The 15,180-nt window shown below is 62.6% G+C and carries 15 protein-coding genes; 6 read left to right on the top strand and 9 right to left on the bottom strand.

All coding sequences use genetic code 11. The features are described from left to right. Positions 1–89 precede the first annotated feature (89 nt). Positions 90–821: an MBL fold metallo-hydrolase gene (locus ACFRFQ_RS13390; protein ID WP_378658039.1), complete on the top strand. Its 732-nt coding sequence runs from the start codon at positions 90–92 to the stop codon at positions 819–821. On the opposite strand, the gene ACFRFQ_RS13385 is transcribed toward ACFRFQ_RS13390, so the two are convergent. Continuing rightward, positions 813–2,204, bottom strand: a complete 1,392-nt coding sequence (locus tag ACFRFQ_RS13385; RefSeq protein WP_378658035.1) for an amidase — start codon at positions 2,202–2,204, stop codon at positions 813–815. The two genes, ACFRFQ_RS13390 and ACFRFQ_RS13385, sit on opposite strands and share 9 nt — an antisense overlap. Positions 2,205–2,352: 148 nt before the next feature. On the opposite strand from ACFRFQ_RS13385, the gene ACFRFQ_RS13380 reads away from it, so the two are divergent. Further along, positions 2,353–3,546 carry an MFS transporter gene (locus ACFRFQ_RS13380; protein ID WP_378658032.1) on the top strand — a complete coding sequence of 398 codons (1,194 nt, stop codon included), beginning with the start codon at positions 2,353–2,355 and terminating at the stop codon, positions 3,544–3,546. A gap of 67 nt (positions 3,547–3,613) precedes the next feature. Further along, positions 3,614–4,888, top strand: a complete 1,275-nt coding sequence (locus tag ACFRFQ_RS13375) for a YbjN domain-containing protein (RefSeq protein WP_378658029.1) — start codon at positions 3,614–3,616, stop codon at positions 4,886–4,888. A gap of 19 nt (positions 4,889–4,907) precedes the next feature. Here ACFRFQ_RS13375 and ACFRFQ_RS13370 read toward each other — a convergent pair whose 3' ends face one another. The 6 genes from ACFRFQ_RS13370 to ACFRFQ_RS13345 all read right to left on the bottom strand — a co-directional run bounded on the left by ACFRFQ_RS13370 (position 4,908) and on the right by ACFRFQ_RS13345 (position 11,979). After that, positions 4,908–7,067, bottom strand: a complete 2,160-nt coding sequence (locus ACFRFQ_RS13370; RefSeq protein WP_378658027.1) for a transglycosylase domain-containing protein — start codon at positions 7,065–7,067, stop codon at positions 4,908–4,910. 112 nt (positions 7,068–7,179) lie between these two features. Then, on the bottom strand, positions 7,180–7,389 hold the full coding sequence (locus ACFRFQ_RS13365) for a hypothetical protein (RefSeq protein ID WP_378658024.1): 210 nt from the start codon (positions 7,387–7,389) through the stop codon (positions 7,180–7,182). A 25-nt stretch (positions 7,390–7,414) separates the two neighbouring features. Then, positions 7,415–8,251 (bottom strand): carbohydrate ABC transporter permease, encoded by an 837-nt coding sequence (locus ACFRFQ_RS13360; protein ID WP_378658022.1) that lies wholly within the window; start codon positions 8,249–8,251, stop codon positions 7,415–7,417. Continuing rightward, positions 8,248–9,426: a carbohydrate ABC transporter permease gene (locus tag ACFRFQ_RS13355; protein ID WP_378658020.1), complete on the bottom strand. Its 1,179-nt coding sequence runs from the start codon at positions 9,424–9,426 to the stop codon at positions 8,248–8,250. The genes ACFRFQ_RS13360 and ACFRFQ_RS13355 overlap by 4 nt, the downstream gene beginning before the upstream one ends. 20 nt (positions 9,427–9,446) lie before the next feature. Beyond that, complete coding sequence (locus ACFRFQ_RS13350; RefSeq protein WP_378658017.1) at positions 9,447–10,736, bottom strand: ABC transporter substrate-binding protein; 1,290 nt, start codon at positions 10,734–10,736, stop codon at positions 9,447–9,449. A 169-nt stretch (positions 10,737–10,905) separates the two neighbouring features. Beyond that, positions 10,906–11,979, bottom strand: coding sequence for an ABC transporter ATP-binding protein (locus ACFRFQ_RS13345; protein ID WP_378658015.1), 1,074 nt, complete (start codon positions 11,977–11,979; stop codon positions 10,906–10,908). A gap of 114 nt (positions 11,980–12,093) precedes the next feature. Here ACFRFQ_RS13345 and ACFRFQ_RS13340 point away from each other — a divergent pair, with 114 nt between their 5' ends. The 3 genes from ACFRFQ_RS13340 to ACFRFQ_RS13330 all read left to right on the top strand — a co-directional run bounded on the left by ACFRFQ_RS13340 (position 12,094) and on the right by ACFRFQ_RS13330 (position 13,842). Then, entirely contained in the window at positions 12,094–12,906 is an 813-nt protein-coding gene (locus ACFRFQ_RS13340) for a DUF2786 domain-containing protein (protein ID WP_378658012.1), read from the top strand. Further along, complete coding sequence (locus ACFRFQ_RS13335) at positions 12,903–13,412, top strand: TIGR04338 family metallohydrolase (RefSeq protein WP_378658009.1); 510 nt, start codon at positions 12,903–12,905, stop codon at positions 13,410–13,412. Before ACFRFQ_RS13340 ends, ACFRFQ_RS13335 begins: the two co-directional genes overlap by 4 nt. Positions 13,413–13,473: 61 nt before the next feature. After that, positions 13,474–13,842, top strand: coding sequence for a helix-turn-helix domain-containing protein (locus ACFRFQ_RS13330; RefSeq protein ID WP_138871114.1), 369 nt, complete (start codon positions 13,474–13,476; stop codon positions 13,840–13,842). A gap of 1 nt (position 13,843) precedes the next feature. On the opposite strand, the gene ACFRFQ_RS13325 is transcribed toward ACFRFQ_RS13330, so the two are convergent. Beyond that, a complete protein-coding gene (locus ACFRFQ_RS13325) occupies positions 13,844–14,431 on the bottom strand; it encodes an ATP-dependent Clp protease proteolytic subunit (protein WP_092805219.1) in 588 nt (195 codons plus the stop codon). 5 nt (positions 14,432–14,436) lie between these two features. Further along, positions 14,437–15,045: a ClpP family protease gene (locus tag ACFRFQ_RS13320; protein WP_378658006.1), complete on the bottom strand. Its 609-nt coding sequence runs from the start codon at positions 15,043–15,045 to the stop codon at positions 14,437–14,439. Positions 15,046–15,180: the final 135 nt, after the last annotated feature.

Raw genomic sequence — 15,180 nt, 5'->3', positions numbered from 1 at the left:
CTATTCCAGAGTCTTGTGCATGCTCAGCGCGGCGACAAGGCTGGAGAAGACAGCTCAATCTGTACTAAAGCCCTGATCGGAGCACAGCGATGAGCACTACGATCACCGAGATCGCGCCGGACATCTACCGCCTGTCGACATTTGTTCCGGAAGCCAACCTCGCAATGAACCAATTTCTTGTCGACGGTGAGGAACCCCTGCTCTTCCACTCCGGGCAGCGAGCGTTGTTCACCTCGGTCTCGGACGCACTGTCGCAGTTGATCGACATCAGCCGGTTGAAATGGATCACGTTCGGACATGTCGAGGCCGACGAATGCGGGGCGATGAATTCGTGGCTCGCGGCCGCACCGGACGCCCAGGTCGCGCACGGTGCCATGGGGTGCTTCGTTCAAGTCAACGATCTTGCCGACCGGCCACCAATTCCCCTGCAGGACGGCGATGTTCTCGAAACAGGCATCCGACGCGTTCGGCACATCGACACACCACACGTCCCGCACGGCTGGGACGCGGGCCTGATGTTCGAGGAGACAACGTCGACCCTCTTCTGTGGTGACCTGTTCACCGCGTTCGGGAACCACCCCACCACGACCGAGCACGACATCATCGGCCCCGCACTGGAAGCCGAAGACTTGGGACATGCCACCGCTCTGACGCCGGATCTCGAACCCACGATCCGCGCTCTGGCAGATCTCGAGCCCCGGATTCTGGCGACCATGCACACGTCCACGTTTTACGGAGACTGCGTCGACACGCTTCACGAACTGGCAAACGCGTACGCAGAACGGTTCGCCGCCGAATCCGAACGGTGGAAGTCAGACTAGAGTCGACGCGGTCGTCGTCATCCGCGCCGCCACCGCCAACGCCACGTGCTCATGGAACGGGCGCGTCACTACCTGCACGCCGATCGGTAAACCGTTGCGCGAGAATCCTATCGGCGCGACAACCGAGGGGACCCCGAGCACGCTGACGGCCCGCGAACTCGCCAAGGCATCCATCCAGGTGAGGCTCTGGCCATTTACCTCGAAACTCTCCACACCTATCGGAGGAGCCAGAACGGACGCAACCGGAAGGATCAGGACATCGCCTGTCTCGCTGAGGAATTCATCGATCAGCACCGCTCGATCCGCCCACAGAGCTTCGACGTCCGCGCTGGTCCGCTCGTGCACAGCAGCCAGGATCGCGGCAATGTCCCGGTCGTAGGAGTGCGCTGAATCTCCGTGAAGGGCAAGAATATCCGCGTGTGTCTCGACTGATCGCAATGCACCGAACAAGGCGTTCCCCCTGCCCAGGGAACGACCGTCGTACTCACGCGCGTCGAGACTGCGCGCCGCCGACCGAACCGCCGCCACGATCTCGTCGTCGACGGGCATTGTTCCCTCGCCCGGCGCCCACCGGATGTCGAGATCGTCGACGCACACGGAGTCGGGCTCCGTCCACTCGACATAGGGCCTCGACAGGACACGCAGCGCAAGTGTGACGTCTCCTAGGTTGCGAGCCAGCGGGCCGACGGTCTGGATAGTTCCGTGCATTGTTGCCGGGTTGGCCAGTAGCCGACCCCCAGAGAGCACACCCGGGTACTGCCCTTCCGGATCAATCCGGCCGATCGTCGGCCGAACAGAACTGAGACCGGTGCAGTGCGCGGGCCACCGCACCGAACCGCCGAAATCCGTACCGAGGCCGAGCACACTCATCCCGGCGGCGATCGACGCAGATTCACCACCACTCGACCCCCCGGGCGAGCGGACAACACCATCGGGCCGCACCGGGCTTGCCGTCGTTCCGAACAGTTCGTTGCGCGTCAGCCCACACGCCCCGAACTCCGGAGTGTTGGTCTTTCCGATCAGAATTGCGCCCGCGGCTTTGAACGCAGCAACGGCAGGGGCGTCGACGGTGGGGACATTGTCGGTCAGCGTTCGCGAACCAGCCGTGGTGCGCACGCCGGCGGTCGCGATCAGGTCCTTCACCGTGAACGGAACACCGGCCAACGGACCGAGGTTCTTTCCGAGACGGCGTTGGTCGTCCAGTCCGTCCGCGGCATCGAGCGCTTGCTCCGCACAGACGGTGACCAGGGCATTGAGGTCACCGTTGCACTCGGCGACACGGCGCAGATGCTGCTCGACGACGGTTCGCGCCGACACCTGGCCCGCTCCGACCGCCGCGGCAATGGTTCGTGCATCCCGGCCCACCCAGTTCTCACGACTCATCGCACACCTCTTGTCATCGTTCAACGCCGCTGCCGAGACTAGGGCCGGCATCCGGACCGGGAAACGACCACAATGCACATACCCACAGCTCGAACGATGTGAGGTTTTGCCACAACGGCCGGCGCCGCTGTGAGGAAGGATCGGTGAGATGCCGGTTCCGTGGATTCGAGTTGCCTTTGCCGTGTTCGCGGTGAGTTGGGGCGCCAACCAGTTCGCACCGCTACAACTCGTCTATCGCGAGCATTCGGGACTCGGCAGTTCCGCGTTTGCCGCGATGCTCGGCACCTACGCGTTGGGGCTCATTCCGTCGCTCCTCTACTTCGGACAACTCTCCGACCGTCGCGGCCGACGGTTTGTCATCCGCCCCATGATCGCGGTGGCCGTCGCGTCGTCGCTCATTCTCGTCGCGGGAGCGGATCTGCCCGCTCTGCTCTACGTCGGACGCATCTTCGCCGGCATCGCGTCGGGCATGGCGTTTGCCGCCGGCGGCGCGTGGATCAAGGAACTCAGTGAGGCCGACGGCCCCGGCGCAGGTGCACGCCGCGCCGCTATCTCGCTCTCGGCGGGCTTCGGTTGCGGGGGATTGTTCGGTGGCCTGATCGCTCAGTGGCTGCCCGCTCCCGAAGTTGTGCCGTACCTGGCCCACATCGCCTTGATGATCGGCGCCGGCGTGGTGGTGTGGGGTGCCCCCGAAACCCGCACCGGCCGACGTGCCGGCACAAAACTGCGTCTGACCGCGCTACGGAGCCGGTACTTCGTCGGCGGGGTCGCACCATGGGCGCCCTGGGTGTTCGGCACTGCGGCGGTCGCCTTCACGACGCTCCCTCCGCACGCCGCCGACTCCACGGGATCGTTGTCGATCGCCTTCACCGGCACGATTGCCGCGCTCACGCTGCTCACCGGCGCACTCGTTCAGCCCTGGGCTCGGAGGCTCTCCACCCACGGAGACATGACAGCCGTGGGAACGGGCGTGGTACTCGCCGCTGCCGGTTTCCTGACTGCCGGTATCGCGTTGTCGACCGACGGCGGCTTGTCGGTCTCGCTCATCGTCGTCGCGTCGGTGTTACTCGGCTCCGCCTACGGTGTCCTACTGGTGTGCGGTTTGGTCATCGTCGAGAAGAACGCCACCGCGGAGGATCTGGCTGGGACGATCGCGCTCTTCTACTGCTTCGTCTACGTGGGTTTTGCGGTGCCGTTCGTCTTCTCCCTCCTCGAACCCCACATCGGCTATCCGCTCTGCCTGACCGGCGCGACGGTACTCATGAGCGCGGGTTTTGCTTTCGCGGCGCGCAGTTCACGGCAGTTGTCGGCGCCAACCGCTACTCTCACGCCAAGGGCTTGACGGCAGGGGTTCGAAAAAAGTCGGCAAGCCCCTTGACCGGTAGAACCCCACCCGTGAAGGAGCGTCGATGTCGGAGCACACTTTCGATCTCGAGATCACTGCCGCCTGGACTGCATTCGGGACTCGCCTGTCTCGGTACATCACGGCAATGCAGGACAACGACACCCTCGTCGTGGAATCGCAGCACGACTCGCAAGACAACCTCGACTACGCGCCCGCGTGCATCCAGTTCTTTGCGTGGGATCAGACCCGCATCAGGTGCGAGGTACCGTCCAATCAATTCCTGCACCCGTTGCGGATGCTCGAACCCGAAGATCACGAGTCGCTGATCGGGTGGGGATTCAATCGCCCCGACCAATGCGAGCATGACAACACCGGCAACGGCTCCCTGTCCTTCTACATCGATGTGGATCGGTCCCGGCCCGACGGCGTGGTTGCACAAGCGTTGCGAGTGCTCGGCGACATGTGGAGCATCGCGCACCCGAGTTTTCTCGGCGTACGGGTGAGCGGCCGCGAAGATATTCCGGCGTTCGACAACGGTCAGACGAATGCCAGCGAATACGACTCGTTGAACGAGCTGGTCGACAACGCTCTCGGCCGGCTTCTCGACTACACCCCCGAACGCGACGACGACGGCGACATCCCGCTCGTTCGGGGAGAACAGATCACGTATATTCGCGTGCTCGAAGACGACCAGTACGTCGAAGTTTTCTCTCGGGTCGTTCACTCGATACCCGACATGAACCATGCGGCTCTTGTTCTGTCCCAACTCAATCGGCAGTGGCCCACCATCAAGCTCATCCTGGTGGAACAGAGCGTTCTCGGCGTGGCCCGGGTCGACGCCGCCCCGTTTGCGCCCGATCATCTACTGCGAACGATCCGGTCCTTCGCCGAACTGGCCGACGCGTCGGACGAACTCGCCGAAGAACTTGGTGGGCAACCGATTCGAGCCGATGGGGAGCTGTTCTCCACTGACGAATCAGACAGCGACGGGCTCAATGCCGTTTTCGACGGCTCTTCCGTCGAATGGCACGACTGCAACGAGTTTCCGCCCGCACTCATGTCGATCCTTGAACTCGACGCCGACGTGACCGGGGGACTCACCCCCGACGACGTCGCAGAAATCTGCGGACGCGACCGCGACACCATCCTCGAGTATCTGCGTATCAGTCAGGAGCAGGAAGCCGAATGGCATAACGCCCTGACAAACGCTGTCGCCGTCGGCGGCGAAGACATCGAATTGTGCACCGGCGAGAAACTCGCCTGGACTCAGGCGATTGCCCACCTGCGCCAGGCACTGCGCGTTGTAGTCCTGCCGCGAAAAGGCAGCGGCACGCAGTAGCTCCGGCCGGTGCGACCGATCAGCCGGGCAACGGAATGACGATGCCCGGAAGAATCTCGATCGAACGGGGCCGCTGCGGGATCTGCGGAATTTCCACCGGCGGCAGTCCCGGAATGTTCAGAGTGGTGGAAGGCGGAGTAGCTGCCCCGGTACTGCGGTCGTTCGGAGACGTCGCACCGGAGTTGGCGGGAACACCGGCCTGTCCACCGATCGGATCCGGCCACGGGAACGTCTCGACGTCGGACCCCTTCAGAGCGCCGTCCATCGTGCTCTTCCAGATATCGGCAGGAAGCCCCGAACCGTAAATCAATCCGCCGTTGTAGTTGGTGATGGCCTGGGCATCCGAAGTGCCGATCCACACCGCCGTGGACAAGGACGGCGTGTAACCGACCATCCAGGCGTCCTTGTTCTGACCGGTGTCACCGAGCTGAGCGGTGCCGGTCTTCGAAGCAACGGCGCGACCGCCGGCCAGCGCGTGGCCGTTGGAGTACGACGCGATCGGCAGCATCGCCTGCGTGACGTTCTCGGCGACGGCCGCGTCGAGTCGACGCTCACCAGGGGAGACCGGGCGATCGAGGAGAACTTCACCTTCGGCCGTCACCACCTTCTGGATGAAGTGTGGCTGCTGATAAACCCCGGAGTTGGCGAGAGTGGCATAGGCGGAAGCCATGTCGATGACTCGGGACTGATACTGCCCGAGCACAATTCCGTTCTCCGGCGGATCGCCCGCCTGGGTCAGGGTGGGGTAGTCGAGCCCGGGAATACGCTCGGGGATGCCGGCCAGGTGAGCTGCGTCGGCGATCTTCTGCGGACCGTCCTCCATCGACAGCATCAGGCGGTAGAAACTGGTGTTGAGCGAACGCTTCAGCGCTTCGGCGATGGTGCAGGTTCCACAGGATTCGCCGCCGACGTTACCGATGGTCACGCCGTTGATCGTGAGCGGTGAACTGTCGAAGCGAGCCGAGAGCGGGATGTCTTCCATCAACGCGGCCACCAGTCCGAAGACCTTGAACGCCGAACCCGTCTGCAGCGGCGCCTGGGCGTAGTCGAAACCAGCGCCGTCCGTGCCGCCGTAGTACGCGGACACTCCACCGGTTCGCGGGTTGATGGATACCGCCGCAGTGCGCAGTTCCTCCGGTTCCCCGTCGAGGTTCTTGCTCACCGCGTTGAGTGCGGCTGCCTGCGCCTGAGGGTCGATAGTGGTCGTGATCTGCAGACCGGCGGTATTCAGCGTCTCGTCACTGATACCGGCTTCGGCGAGTTCCTTGAGGACCTGCGCCTTGATGTGGCCTTCCGGGCCGGGAGCCTGATTCAGATCGGTGGGGCGGTTGGCCGCCGCGACAACGGGAAACGTCATCGCCTCACGGTCCGCCTTGGCAAGCGTCCCCAGATCGACCATTCCGTTCAGCACGTAGTTCCATCGCGCTTCGAGGGCGGGGAGATTGGTCTCCGGGTCGAGGAACGACGGACTCTGGATCACCGACGCGAGAACAGCGCCTTCGCCGACGGTCAGGTCACTGACCGGCTTGTCGAAGTACGCGTTCGACGCGGCGGCGATGCCGTACGCGCCGCGGCCGAAGTAAATGGTGTTCAGATAAGCCGCGAGGATGTCGTCCTTGGACCACTCGCGCGCCATCTTGGCGGAGATGACAAGCTCACGCAGCTTTCTGTCGATACTGCGCTCGTCGCCGACCAACACGTTCTTCACGTATTGCTGCGTGATGGTGGACCCACCGCCGGCGCTTGCCTTGCCCATGATGTTGTCTCGGGCCGCGCGTGCGAACCCAGAAATCGAGAAGCCCGGGTTGGTGTAGAAATTGCGGTCCTCGGCAGAAATGACGGCGTCACGAACATGGATCGGGATGGCCGACAACGCAACTTCGGTGCGGTTCCCCTCCGGGGGCACCACCTTCCCGAGCACCGTGGTGCCGTCGGCCATGTAGATGGTGGAGACCTGTTCGTTCTGCATGTCAGCCGGACGGGGAACCTCCGTGCGGCTGTAGGCAACAGCGAACACGGACGCAGGCACGATGATCATCAGCAGGACGAGCACGTAGATCGTCCGCCGGACGAACCGCCACTTGGAGCGCTTCTTCTCGGCCGGTTTTCCCGGGTTGCCGGAGCGATGCGAAGTCGATGCAGCACCACCTGCCGCATTCGATCTATTCGATGGACTCACTTACACACTCCCGGTCGGGGACATGACCTCACAGCATCATTGCACCAGGGTGTTGTCTCGATCAGATAACTCCCGGCAACTGCGATACCGAAACGTCACACTACCGGGAGGTCTATCGCCGACGCTCCGCACGAACCGCTTTTCGGTATCCGCGGTATGCAAAGCCCAGCGCAACGACGCAACCGAGCAGCACCAGTGACGGGGTCACTCCGGGGTCACCTTTGACTATTGCGACCACAGCGCTGATCAACGCCATGAGAGCAAACACCGAGATGAAGCCGGCGATGAGCTCCATGCGCTGGGCGCGCGAAGCCCGCCTCATGTGAACCGCGCGCGCGAAGCCCGCATCACGACTTGACGCCGCCTGCGGTCAGACCTGCGATGATCCGTCGCTGGAAGATCAGAACCATGATCACGAGCGGGATCATCACGAGGGTTCCGCCGGCCATGATGGACGTGTACGGCGTGACGAAGGGATCGGTGCCGGAGAACTTGGCCATCGCCACGGTGACGGGCGCCGTTTTGTCGCTCGAGAGCTGCAGTGCCAGCAGGTACTCGTTGACCGTCGCGATGAACGCGAGGATCGCGGTGGTGAACAGTGCGGGTGCGGCGAGCGGCAACATGATCAGGCGGAAGGCTTGACCGCGGGTAGCGCCGTCGATGCGCGCGGCTTCTTCGAGTTCCCAGGGGAGTTCGGAGAAGAAGGAGGTCAGCGTGTACACCGTGAGCGGTAGGACAAACGAGATGTTGGGAATGATCAGCGCCTTGTAGCTGCCGATCCACCCGAGGTCCGTGAACATCTGGAACAACGGCGTCACAAGTGCGACGACCGGAAACATGGACGCGCCGAGGATGATTCCGGTGACGAAGTATTTGCCACGGAAGTCGAACCGTGAGAGCGCGTACGCCGTGAAGACACCGACGATCAAAGCGACAAGAGTGGTTGCGCCGGCGATGATGAGGCTGTTCATCAGGGCGCGGGTGAAGTTCACCTTGGCATCGGGATCGAGCGCCGCGGTGAAGTTGGAGAACGTGAGATTGGTGGGCCACAGCGACGTCGAGAACGTGTCCGCCGGGTCGCGCAGCGCCGTCACGATCATCCAGTAGCAGGGAGCGAGTCCCCACACGATGATCAGTACGACGCCGATGTAGGTGCCGATCTTGCCGCGTAGTGCCTTGTTCATACCGGCTCCCCATTCCGCTGCTTTTCCTGCGTGCTGACCGCGTTGGCTCCGAGGAATCGGACCAGGATGAAGGCCACAGCGAAGATGATGAGGAACGTGATGGTGGACAGTGCTGATGCCGAATTGGCGCCGACGCGCATCTGATCGACCACCAGGACCGAGATGGTGGACGTAGCGGGATTGGATCCCATCATGATTGCGGGCAGGTCGTACATGCGCAGGGCGTCCATCGTGCGGAAGAGCACGGCCACCATGAGTGCGGGCTTGACCAACGGCAACGTGATCATGCGGAAGCGCTGCCACGCGGTTGCGCCGTCGACCTTGGCTGCTTCGTAGACGTCGGCGGGAATCATCTGCAGGCCCGCGAGGATGAGCAGTGCCATGAACGGCGCGGTCTTCCAGACGTCGGCGACGACGATCGCGAACCGCGCCGGCCAGGGATCAGCCGTCCACAGGATGTTGGTACCGAGAATCTTGTTGGCGATGCCGTCGTTGGCAAAGATGAAGAACCACAACTTCGCGGTGACGGCGGTGGGGATGGCCCACGGAATCAGGACCGAGGCGCGCAGCAAACCGCGTCCACGGAAAGTCTTGGCCATGATCAACGCCATCGAGAGACCGATCAGCGTCTCGAGCAGAACCGTGACGATCGTGAATCCGAAGGTATTGCCGATCGACTGCCAGAACTGCGAGCCGAGTGTTCCGGGGGGACACGGAATAGCGCCGTTCGCCGTGTTGCAGGACTGGGTGATCCAGTTCTTGTAGTTGTCGAACCACGTGAACTGACCGGTGACGAACATGCCGGTCTCGGGATCGAGTTTCTTGCCGTCGCTGTGCATCGACATCCAGATCGCGCGCCCGAGCGGGTACACGATGATGACTGCGAGCACGATCAACGACGGAGCGACAAACACCCACGGTGGGACGCGTCGACGCTTTTTCGGCTTGTCGGCGGCCGGTGGTGGAGGCATATCCGGCGGGGGCGGCGGAGTGTCTGCAGAGTCAGGCAGAACCTTGGTCAGGGACATCCCTGTGCCCTCGGATACCGACGGTTCTTCGAGAGGTTCCGGCGCTCGGTGTCTCCCACCAACGCCCGAACGGTCGGGACCGGTTGACCCGGCCCCGACCGTGGGGTTGGCAGGCACAGCCGCGGAAGGATCCTGCGGTTCTGCCATTGCTTATTGCTCCTGGTAGATCAGTTACCGGCTGTTTCGATGCCGGCCTTGGTGTCTGCCAAAGCCTGCTCGACGGTCTTCTCGCCGCGAATAGCAGCGTAGGTGTTGTCGGAAATCGACTTCGACACCTGCGTGTAGTACGGCGTGACGGGACGCGGCTGCGCGGAGGCAAGCGCTTCCTTCAGTGTCGCGAAGTACGGGAACTGTGCAAGCACGGCCGGGTCGTCGTAGACAGCCGAGAGGACGGGCGCGCCGCCGACCTCGGTGAAGTACGTCTGCGACTTCTGGGTCTGCATGAACTCGAGGAAGTCGCGGGCCGTTGCCGGTGCGTCCGAATAGGCACTGATGCCGACGTTGTAGCCACCGACCGTCGAGGCGCCCGGTCCGTCTACACCCGGGAGAACCGTGTAGCCGTACTTGCCGGCAACCGAGGTCTCTTCGCCGTCGACCGAGAAGCCGGACCAGCTACGCATGAACAGGGCCTTGCCGTCGCCGAAGGCGCTCTGCGACTCGCCCTCGGAATACGTCAACGCTTCCTGCGGGATCGTGTTGTCTGCGAAGGAATCGACGATGAACTGCACGCCTTCCTTCGTCTTGTCGTCGATCGCCGGGGTGATGCCGTCAGCGCCGACCCACGGTCCACCGAACGCATTGGTGATCTCGGTGGTGTTGACCGTCAGGCCTTCGTAGTTCTTGAACTGGCCGACGTAGCAGGAGATGCCGGCTTCGACAGCCTTCGGGCAGTTTTCCTTGAGCTCGGCCCACGTGGTGGGAGCCTTCTCGACGAGGTCCTTGCGGTAGTACAGGAACGCGGCGTTGGTGTTCTTGGGCGCTGCGTAGAGCTTGCCGTTGTACGTGCCGGACGCGACCGTGGACTCCAGCAGGCCCGACGTGTCGATCTTCAGGTCGCCCTCGAGCGGAACCAGCCAGCCGTTGGCGGCGAACTGAGCAGTGTTGACGACGTCGACACCGATGAGGTCGTACTCGTCGCTCTTGGCCTGCATGCGCTGCGTGATGTCGTCGACCTGCGCGTTGGCTTCCTTGGCCAGCGGCTTCAGGGTGACCTTCTCGTCCGGATGCTCGGCATTCCAGTCGGAGATGATGTTTTCGAGCGCCTCGTTCAGGGCATCCTGGCCCTCGACGATCGTGATGGGGCCGCGGCCTTCACTGGAGGACGATCCCCCGGATGCGGCTGTGGTGGTGGTGTCGCCGCCGTTGTCCGAATCGGATGAACAGCCTGCCAGTACCAGCATCGACACTGCCGACGCTGCAATTGCAGCCCGACGCATCGCCTTCGAGTTCAGAACCATGGATTCGCTCCCCGCTTGTATACGACAAAAGACATCCCGGTAGCCGACCTCATGGCATGCGCCATGAGTGCCGGCTCCCAGCATCGGCCCCTACTGTGGCACGAGACACCCCTACTTGTTGGTATTACGGCGATCCTGAATCGTTCATGTGTCGGATTAGATCGTCGAATCAGCCGAGGCGACGGCCGTCGCTGGATGCAAAAATGTGCACCTTGTCCGGGTCGACTCGAAGATTCACGCGATCACCCTTCTGCGGCGGATTGCGCCAGTCACCTCGTGCCACGATCTGTTGTGGGCTGCCACCGATAGTCGTTCGGCCGTAGACGTAGGCATCGGACCCGAGTTCTTCGACGACGTCGACGTCCATCGGAATGCCCGAGGCGGCAATTTCGAGGTGTTCCGGGCGGATTCCGAGTGTCACTTCGGTCTCGGGTGTGCCGTTCAATGTTTCACGGGAAACAGGGACAACCACGTCACCGAACACCACACCACCGTCGGTGAGCGGAAGAGTGAAGAGATTCATCGCGGGCGAACCCATGAAGCCGGCAACAAACACGTTCTTCGGCCGGTTGTACAGCTCCCGCGGCGACGCACACTGCTGCAGAATTCCCTTGTCGAGGACGGCGACGCGGTCACCCATGGTCATCGCCTCGACCTGATCGTGCGTCACGTAGACCATCGTGGTCGCGAGGCGTCGCTGCAATTGCGCGATCTGCGTACGCGTCTGCACTCGTAGTTTTGCGTCGAGGTTGGAGAGCGGCTCGTCCATCAGGAAGACCTGCGGCTGACGGACGATGGCGCGGCCCATGGCAACTCGCTGGCGCTGACCACCCGAGAGCGCTTTCGGCTTGCGATCCAAGTACGGCTCGAGGTCGAGCATCTTGGCAACTTCTTCGACACGAGCTCGGGTTTCCGTCTTGTTGGTGCCCGCCAACTTGAGGGCGAATCCCATGTTCTCGGCCACCGTCATGTGCGGGTACAGCGCGTAGTTCTGGAACACCATCGCGATGTCGCGTTCCTTGGGTTCCTGACCGGTGACGTCGCGGTCACCGATGAGAATGCGGCCGCTGTGGACGTCTTCGAGACCCGCCAGCATGCGGAGCGTCGTCGACTTTCCACAACCGGACGGTCCGACGAGAACAAGGAACTCGCCGTCCTCGATCTGAAGGTCGAGCTTGTCGACTGCGGGAGAATTCGATCCGGGGAACAGACACGTCGTTCCCTCGAATGTCACTGAAGCCATGACTGGTTGATCCCTTCTACCGGCAGGAACGTGCCGGACGATCCAAGTTGAGGGTGAGTATGTGCCCCAGCAGCATAAACGTCGCTGTCAGTATCCGGGAGTACCCTTCTTTCGGTGAGTTCGGAAAAGATGTTGACCCGCATCGGCGCTCTGCTTCGTCAGGCAGAATCCACCGACAATCCCCACGAAGGTGAAGCCTTCATGGCGGCCGCGCAGCGGTTGGCCACCAACTCGGCCATCGACCTGGCGGTGGCTCGCGCGCACACGGCGTCGTCGGAAAAACGGGCGACGCCCACCCAACGGCTCATCACGATCGGTGAGCCCGGCAAGCGGGGACTGCGCACCTACGCGCAGTTGTTCATCGCCATCGCCGCTGCCAACGACGTGCAGTGCGACATCGCACAGACGTCTGCGGTCATCTTCGCGTACGGATTTGCCGGCGACATCGACGTGTGCGAGGCCCTGTACTCGAGCCTGCTGTTCCAGATGGTGCGAGATTCCGACGCGTATGTCCGCTCCGGCGCCTACCGCGGTGAAACATCGGTGCGGACGGTCGTCGAAACTCGTGGACGACGACGCGTCAGCACGCAGGTCCGCAAGCCGGTTGCCGGGGTGACGGCGCGGCTCAATTTCCAGATGGCCTACGCGGCGCGCATCGGTGCCCGGTTGTCGGAAACGAAGAAGGAAACCGAAACGGTGTCCACCGCGTCGTCCTCGGACACCGCACTGGTGTTGCGTAACAAGGAAATCGAACTCAAAGACTATTACTCGTCCAACTCCAAGGCGCGCGGTACGTGGCGCGGCGGCGGCAGGGCCAGCGCCGGGCATTCGTCGCATGCACGTCAAGCCGGCGACAAGGCCGCCAGATCAGCACGGCTGGGAAACCTTCCGGAGATCGGCGGCGTCCGGGGGCAGATCGATTCGTGAGGGATAGTCAACGTTCCGCCGTCTACGAGGCAGAAACCTTGGTGCGCACCATGTTCGACCGCGCCGATCAGCGGGGAACACGGAGCGTCGAGGTTCTGGGGTCAACCATCACGCTGCCGGTCGAACGCAAATTCGGTTCGGTGGAATCGGTACAAACGTATTGCAATCAGGTCCTTTCACTGAACTGGGTGGTCGAATTCTGGCCTCGCGCAAGCGCTTCGGTAGTGGTGCGCGCCCGCGCCGGAAACACTGCCGCCCACTACTCGAACAACACCATCGCCGTCCCGGATGACCGCGATGGGCGCTGGGCGCTGCGTGAACTTGTTGTTCTGCACGAACTCGCACACCACCTCGGCAACTCCGACTCCGACTCCGACTCCGACGAGGCTTCCCACGGGCCCGAGTTCGTCGACCGCTACCTGAGCCTGGTCGGCGAAATCATCGGACCCGAGGCCGCCTTTGTTCTTCGCGCAATGTTTCTTGCCGGTGGCGTCCAGTCGAGTTGAGGGCAATCAGCCCTCGGCGAACCCGGTGGTGGCCGAACCGGCCGACTGGAATACTCGGCGTATGGATAACCAGCGCAGATTGGTCCTGGTCCGGGATGAGTCCGAACTCCCGAGCTCTGATGCACCTGCGCGTAAGCCCCCACTGATTCGCGAGGCGTACGGGCGAGTGTTACGCGAGGTTCGACGCGATCAGGACCGGACGCTGGACGACGTCGCCGCCGAGGTCGGAATGTCGAAGCAATACCTGTCCGAGATCGAGCGAGGCAAGAAGGAACCGTCGTCGGAAATCCTGCGGTCCATCTGTCAAGCGCTGGGAATGCCGCTCGAGCACTTGTTGTTCCGTTCGGGGAACAAACTCGTTGCGCTCAATTCCCTCACGTTCGGGAACTCTCCGGCACCGATTTCCGGGCCCGTCCTGATGGCAGCTTGAGTCAGTTCCCTTCTATGAGAGTGTCGGCCAATCCGTAAGAGATTGCGTCGTGAGCGGTGAAAATCCGGTCCCGATCGGTGTCTTTACGAAGTCGCTCGACGCTCTGACCGGTGTGCTTACTCAGAATCGTCTCCGTCTGCTCGCGGATTCTCAGGATCTCGGCTGCTTGAAGCGCCAGATCCGAGATGGTGCCGCTGCCTTGCGTCGACGGTTGATGCAGCAGCACCCGCGAATGGGCGAGAACGTGACGATGCCCCGGAGTGCCGGCGGCGAGCAGCACCGCGGCAGCCGACGCCGCCTGCCCCATGCAGTACGTGGAAATGGTGGGTTTCAGGAATTGCATGGTGTCGTAGATCGCGAGCATCGCCGTGGTGGAACCGCCGGGGGAGTTGATGTACAAACCGATTTCGCGATCCGGGTTGTCGGCCTGCAGGTGCAGCATCTGCGCCATCACGACGTTGGCGACGCCGTCGTCGATCTCCGTGCCGAGAAAGACGATGCGCTCGTTGAGGAGCCTGCTGAAGATGTCGAAAGATCTTTCACCCGTCGGCGTTCGCTCGATGACACTGGGAATCGTGTACTGGGACATGATGTTCACAATCCGATCTTGGGGAAGGTGGCCTGCGGGGCGATCTCGGCGAACGTCGTCACGACGCGGTCGACGATTCCGTACTCACGTGCCTGCTCGGCGGTAAACCAGCGATCCCGGTCGCTGTCGATCTCGATCTCTTCGACGGTCCGGCCGGTTTCGGCGGCAAGGATTTCCTGCGATTGACGCTTCATCAATTCGAGGCTCTCGGCCTGGATCGCGATATCCACCGCGGTGCCGCCGATACCGGCCGACGGCTGATGCATCATGATGCGACTGTGCGCCAGGCTGATTCGTTTTCCGCGAGTGCCGGAGCAAAGTAGAACCTGGCCCATACTGGCGGCGAATCCCATTGCGACCGTCACTACGTCGTTGGGGATGAGTTTCATGGTGTCGTAGATGGCGAGCCCGGCAAATACCGAACCACCAGGCGAATTGATGTACAGCACGATGTCGCGCTTGGGGTCCGTCGTGGCAAGTAGCACCAGCTCCGAACACACACGCTCGGCCATCTCGTCGTTCACCTCTCCGGTCAGCAAGATCGTTCGCTGACGAAAGAGCCTGTCTGTCAGCAGGTCACGGTAACCGGTGTCGGTGGGGGTTGGAGTAGTCATGAAACCATTCCTACCGGCGCAGCGACCCCGGATACCCGTTTGTCTGCTGTGGGCAGACCTGGACCTGAACCCGGCGATTCGGACCAGGCTGAACTAAACCCGTGAGCAGCACTTTTCCGCCGAATCGCGGGCAGT

It is taken from the genome of Rhodococcus sp. NPDC056743 (assembly GCF_042790355.1).
Taxonomy (GTDB): Bacteria; Actinomycetota; Actinomycetes; order Mycobacteriales; family Mycobacteriaceae; genus Rhodococcus_F.
Note: the sequence above shows the minus strand (reverse complement) of the source record. Positions and strands in the feature narration are given on the sequence as shown.

Coding starts and splice junctions, on each gene's coding strand:
- ACFRFQ_RS13350 (WP_378658017.1), bottom strand. CDS start 10,736: ATGGTTCTGAACTCGAAGGCGATGCGTCGGGCTGCAATTGCAGCGTCG.
- ACFRFQ_RS13330 (WP_138871114.1), top strand. CDS start 13,474: ATGGATAACCAGCGCAGATTGGTCCTGGTCCGGGATGAGTCCGAACTC.
- ACFRFQ_RS13380 (WP_378658032.1), top strand. CDS start 2,353: ATGCCGGTTCCGTGGATTCGAGTTGCCTTTGCCGTGTTCGCGGTGAGT.
- ACFRFQ_RS13390 (WP_378658039.1), top strand. CDS start 90: ATGAGCACTACGATCACCGAGATCGCGCCGGACATCTACCGCCTGTCG.
- ACFRFQ_RS13385 (WP_378658035.1), bottom strand. CDS start 2,204: ATGAGTCGTGAGAACTGGGTGGGCCGGGATGCACGAACCATTGCCGCG.
- ACFRFQ_RS13325 (WP_092805219.1), bottom strand. CDS start 14,431: ATGTCCCAGTACACGATTCCCAGTGTCATCGAGCGAACGCCGACGGGT.
- ACFRFQ_RS13365 (WP_378658024.1), bottom strand. CDS start 7,389: ATGAGGCGGGCTTCGCGCGCCCAGCGCATGGAGCTCATCGCCGGCTTC.
- ACFRFQ_RS13360 (WP_378658022.1), bottom strand. CDS start 8,251: ATGAACAAGGCACTACGCGGCAAGATCGGCACCTACATCGGCGTCGTA.
- ACFRFQ_RS13375 (WP_378658029.1), top strand. CDS start 3,614: ATGTCGGAGCACACTTTCGATCTCGAGATCACTGCCGCCTGGACTGCA.
- ACFRFQ_RS13320 (WP_378658006.1), bottom strand. CDS start 15,045: ATGACTACTCCAACCCCCACCGACACCGGTTACCGTGACCTGCTGACA.
- ACFRFQ_RS13355 (WP_378658020.1), bottom strand. CDS start 9,426: ATGGCAGAACCGCAGGATCCTTCCGCGGCTGTGCCTGCCAACCCCACG.
- ACFRFQ_RS13345 (WP_378658015.1), bottom strand. CDS start 11,979: ATGGCTTCAGTGACATTCGAGGGAACGACGTGTCTGTTCCCCGGATCG.